The organism is Pseudomonas sp. AKS31 (assembly GCF_023634765.1).
In the GTDB taxonomy this organism is placed as follows: Bacteria; Pseudomonadota; Gammaproteobacteria; order Pseudomonadales; family Pseudomonadaceae; genus Aquipseudomonas.
This window is the reverse complement of record NZ_JAMLFX010000004.1, coordinates 11,717-16,369: the sequence shown is the minus strand read 5'-3', so window position 1 is coordinate 16,369 and position 4,653 is coordinate 11,717. Positions and strand designations below refer to the sequence as shown.

Annotated in this window: 6 protein-coding genes; all 6 read right to left on the bottom strand. The window is 58.0% G+C overall.

What is annotated here, in order from left to right:
- A partial coding sequence (locus M9827_RS14340) for a calcium-binding protein (RefSeq protein ID WP_284676877.1) occupies positions 1 to 892 on the bottom strand: 892 nt, incomplete at its 3' end.
- 601 nt (positions 893 to 1,493) lie between these two features.
- Complete coding sequence (gene flgE / locus M9827_RS14335; RefSeq protein ID WP_250605917.1) at positions 1,494 to 2,825, bottom strand: flagellar hook protein FlgE; 1,332 nt, start codon at positions 2,823 to 2,825, stop codon at positions 1,494 to 1,496.
- A gap of 30 nt (positions 2,826 to 2,855) precedes the next feature.
- Complete coding sequence (flgD, locus tag M9827_RS14330) at positions 2,856 to 3,581, bottom strand: flagellar hook assembly protein FlgD (protein ID WP_007917578.1); 726 nt, start codon at positions 3,579 to 3,581, stop codon at positions 2,856 to 2,858.
- Between the two features lie 15 nt (positions 3,582 to 3,596).
- The gene (gene flgC / locus M9827_RS14325; protein WP_003227217.1) at positions 3,597 to 4,040 is read right to left on the bottom strand and encodes a flagellar basal body rod protein FlgC; all 444 of its coding nucleotides are present in this window, start codon (positions 4,038 to 4,040) and stop codon (positions 3,597 to 3,599) included.
- Positions 4,041 to 4,043: 3 nt separating this feature from the next.
- A complete protein-coding gene (gene flgB / locus M9827_RS14320; protein WP_053122819.1) occupies positions 4,044 to 4,451 on the bottom strand; it encodes a flagellar basal body rod protein FlgB in 408 nt (135 codons plus the stop codon).
- A gap of 11 nt (positions 4,452 to 4,462) precedes the next feature.
- Positions 4,463 to 4,653 (bottom strand): hypothetical protein (locus M9827_RS14315; RefSeq protein WP_250605916.1); only part of this gene is annotated, 191 nt, incomplete at its 5' end.

Sequence of the window (4,653 nt, the reverse complement as noted above, 5' to 3'; positions counted from 1 at the left end):
TACCGTTGAACGTATCGCCCGCCGCCAGGCTGGTGTGAACCCCGGTTTTCAGGTTGATCGTCACGCCGATACCCTGATTGGCGTCTTCGTAGCTGGCCGTGTCGAAACCTGCGCCGCCAATCAACTGGTCGGCCCCCGCACCACCGATCAGCACGTCGTTGCCGACGCCACCGGTGATGATGTTATTGCCAGCACTGCCTGTGCCGGTGAAGTTGCCGGTACCGGTGTAGGTCAAGCGTTCGATTTCACCACTCATGCCCATTTTGAGCTGGTTGGTACGGATCTCATCATCGCCGCCACCGGCGCCTTCACCGATGCCACCGGTCCACGGACCATTGATGATGTAAACGTCGTTACCGGCACCACCACTGATGCTGGTGCTACCAGAGTTGAGGGTAAAGACGTCATCGAACGCCGTGCCGATAACCACGTCCATGTTACTGAAGGCATCACCCTGCGCATCGCCGCCCAGACCGGTGCCGTTGACGCCGGTCAACGTCAGGTTGATCGCCTGCTCGGAGGTGGCGTAGCTCAAGGTGTCGTAGCCGATCACGCCGTCAAACGTGTTGGCCGAGGCGTCGGCGACAAAGTTGTCGGTGTAACTGGTACCGCGAAACGCCTCAATACCGTTGAACGTATCGCCCGCCGCAAGACCGGAGTTAACGCCGGTTTTCAGGTTGATCGTCACGCCGACTCCCTGATTGGCGTCTTCGTAGCTGGCGGTGTCGAAACCTGCGCCACCAATGAGCTGATCAGCCCCTTCGCCACCAATGAGAAGGTCGTTGCCATCCCCACCATTCAACACGTCATCGCCCGCCAAACCACGTATTTGATCATCGCCGATGGTACCTAGCAGCGAATCAGCACCATTGGAGCCATAAATTACCGCCATTACATCTTCCTTGTGTGAGTGTGTTTGTGTTGGAAACTGCGTTAAATCGCCTGGTGCTCAGGGGCTCACCCTCTCTGATGCAGGTAAGGCTTGATTGCGAAAAGGCCCGAGCATTGGGAAAAGTCCGACCGCTTTGGGCCGGGGCGCTAATGCTCGACACGATCAGAAAAATCACCGCGCACGGCATCGGCTGCGCAGCCGTTGCTGCGTGAACCCGGCAACAGGAAAATTGATTTCAATCGGTTTGAATGAGGGGGCACTGACAGAGCAACCGGCACTGCCCGGGCAGTGCGGGCATCTACGGCCCGGCCGGATGCGTCGAGCGCTGGCACCGCAATCGGCGCACTGACGTAATCATGACTGTTCAAAGTGTTGCATCCCTGGTGACTACTGATGGCTTCCAAGCCACCGGACCCTAGGCCCGGCTTGCAAACAGGCGGAGTGAATGAAAGTTTGACGCGCACCGCCACCGTTTCCCGAGATTGCAAGTTCCGCACCACAGCGACCGACAAACGGTATAAACCTGAACACACGTCCCAAATAACGCGCATAAAAAAACCGACGCATTGGCGCGTCGGTTTTCAATGCAGCTCAGATCACATCAAGTCATCTGAATGATGGTCTGCATGATGGTGCTCTGAGTGGAGATGGTCTTGGCGTTCGCCTGATAGTTGCTCTGGCCCTTGATCAGGTCTACCAGCTCGTTGGTCAGGTTAACGTTCGACTCTTCCAGCGAGTTGGAAACAACCGAACCCAAGGTACCGGTTTCCGGTGCATCGTAGCCCGGGATACCCGAAGCAAAAGTCTCTTTCCAGCTAGTGCCACCGATAGCCTGCAGGCCTTGTTCGTTGGTGAAGCTAGCCAGCGCAACCTGGCCGATGGCCTTGCTCTGGTTGTTGCTGAAGTTGGCGAACAACGTACCGGTGCCGTCGATGGTCAGGTTGGTGATCTGGCCAGTGGCGTAACCGTCCTGAGTCGGGATCGAACGCGCGGTATCAGCGTTGTACTGAGTGGTCTTGGCCATGGAAATGGTCACGCCAGCCGTGTTGGCCGCTGCGCCGTTAGGTACAAAGTTACCGTTGACCACGTTGCCCGGCTTCCAATTGGTCAGCTTCAAGTCGCTGCTGATGATCGGATTGGTCGGATCCGCCGGGTTAGGCGTGCTGACCTGGGTCAGATTGCCCGAACTGTCAAACGTCAGTGTCGAAGCAGTTGGAGGCGTCGTGAGTGGATTGCTACCGGTTGCATCCGGATTACGCCCGTCCACCAGGGTGTAAACCTTCCAAGTGTTTTGGCCGGTTTTCACCATGTACTGATCCATGACGTGCGAGTTGCCCTGCGAGTCGTAGATCGGAGTGCTGAAGCTCTTCGTATATGTCTCAAGCTTGCTCGGATCAAACTTGCCGGCCGCCACTGCGTCGTTGATCACCGGCGCAGTCGAGTTCAAGTTGATGCTCGAAGTCACCAACGAAGTCGATTTCGGCGCCAGGTTCGAGGTGTCGATCTTCAGGTCGGTCAACACGCCGTTGATGATCTTGCCGTTGGCGTCCACACCGTAACCCTGCAGGCGCGAGGTGTAATCGGTGTTGGTGATGTAACCGGCGTTGTCGACCTTGAACGTACCGGCACGGGTGTAGGACACCGAGCCGTTGTTGCTCATGGTGAAGAAGCCCGAACCGTTGATGCCCATGTCCAACACGTTACCGGTGTTGTTGATGTCACCCTGGGTGAACTGCTGGGACACGTTGGCCAGGCGCACGCCGTTACCGATGACTTTGCTGCCGCTACCCAGGCGAGTGGCCGAGTAGACGTCTTCGAATTCTGCACGGGACGATTTGAAACCGGCGGTCGCAACGTTGGCGATGTTGTTGCCGGTCACGTCCAGTTGTTTGTTGGCTGCATAGAGACCGCTAAGGCCGATATTGAAAGACATATTCCACTCCTTTGTGCCGGTTAGTCGGCTCTATATACCAATGGTTTGTACTTTGGACAGGGCAACGGTGCCCTTGCCGGACAGGTTGAGCATCAGCTCGCCACCGGTCTGGCTGATCGTCACGCTGGTGACGGTAGCCGGCAGGTATGTCGCCATGTCGGTCGAGGTACCATTGATCGATGCGTTGGCCTTGACGGTATAGGTACCGGTCTTGACCAGATTGCCGTCCTTGTCCTTGCCGTCCCAAGTGAAGCTCGCGGCGCCTGCGGCGCGACTGCCCAGATCGATGGTGCGAACCACCGCGCCGCTGCTGTCGGTGATGCTGACGGTGCCGCCGGCAATCGACGACGGAACGGTGACCGAACCGGTCATGCCTTTGCTCGGATCGTCGAGCTGAACCGAGTTGGTCTGCACGATCACATTACGGCCCACCAGCGACGAAGCCTGCAAGGCTTGCGACGAGTTGTAGTTGCCGGCCAGCGAGCTGACGGTGCTGTTGAGGGTGGTAATCCCCTCAAGGCTGCTGAACTGCGCCAACTGCGCAACGAAGGCGCTGTTGTCCTGCGGATCGAGCGGATTCTGGTTTTTCAGCTGGGTGACCAGCAATTGCAGGAACGCGTCCTTGCCCAGTGCCTGGCCGCCGGTGGCGCTGTTGGTCGCCGAAGCAATGCCACCGGTGGTCGAACTGGTCTTTTTCGACGAGTTCGCCAGGATGTCATTCATGCTCAAGCTGCTGGTGGTATCGGAAACACTCATGGCCGTCGCCCCTTATTACTGACCGAGGGTCAGTACCTTCTGCATCATGGTTTTGGCGGTGTTCATCATTTCGGCGTTGGTCTGGAACGAGCGGCTCGCGGAAATCATGTCAGCCATTTCTTCCACCACGTTGACGTTCGGGTAGTAGACGTAGCCTTTGGCGTCAGCCGCCGGATGGTTCGGCTCGTAGCGCGCTTCGAGGTTGCTCTGGTCTTCGACCACACCGAGCACCTGTACGCCTTGACCGGCCGCGTCCTGGCTCTGGAACAGCGAATTGCTGCCGCTGTTCTGGCCGCCCTGGAACATGGTGGCGAACACCGGGTGACGGGCGCGATAGGTCTGGTCGATGCTCGACGAGACGGTTTCGGCGTTGGCGATGTTCGAAGCCACGGTGTTCAGACGCGTGGTTTGTGCGCTCATGCCGCTGCCGGCAATGTTGAAAACGCTGGACAGGGACATGGATTACTCTCCGCGCAGGGCTGACACCAACCCTTTGAATTTGCTGTTGAGCAGGGTGAAGCTGGCCTGGAAGCCGACGGCGTTTTCCGCGTAGTTCGACTGTTCCAGTTGAGCGTCCACGGTGTTCTGGTCGATCGAAGGTTGCATCGGCGTGCGATACAGCAGCGATTCGTCGCCGTTGCCCAGGCCTTCAGCTTCGATGTGACGGCTGTTGGTCATGTTCAGGGCGATAGTGCCGTTGGCGTTTTTCTGGGTCTGTGCTTCAAGCACTTTGGAGAAGTCCAGATCCCGAGCCTTGTAGTTCGGGGTGTCGGCGTTGGCGATGTTGTTGGCCAGCACTTCGGCACGCTGAGCGCGGAAGCCCAACGCCTTTTCGTGAATGCCGAGCGCTTTATCGAAGCTGATGCTCATGTCGGGAACCTTCAGGTGACCGGTTTTTCGTAACTGAGCTTTAGCAAGCGTCGTGCCAAACTGTGAAAGCCGCGTAAACCGGGGCTTTGCCGGGAGTCGGCAAAGCGGCAATGCCAGAAAAGCGGCAACCGGTTACCGCCGGATGCCGCTTTTCTGCCGCTTGCCGTCCTTGCCAGGTCAACGCAGATCCCCTGTGGGAGCG

Bases quoted from the DNA above. Each gene is read 5' to 3' on its own strand.
- flgE (WP_250605917.1), bottom strand. From the start codon at position 2,825: ATGTCTTTCAATATCGGCCTTAGCGGTCTCTATGCAGCCAACAAACAA.
- flgD (WP_007917578.1), bottom strand. From the start codon at position 3,581: ATGAGTGTTTCCGATACCACCAGCAGCTTGAGCATGAATGACATCCTG.
- flgC (WP_003227217.1), bottom strand. From the start codon at position 4,040: ATGTCCCTGTCCAGCGTTTTCAACATTGCCGGCAGCGGCATGAGCGCA.
- flgB (WP_053122819.1), bottom strand. From the start codon at position 4,451: ATGAGCATCAGCTTCGATAAAGCGCTCGGCATTCACGAAAAGGCGTTG.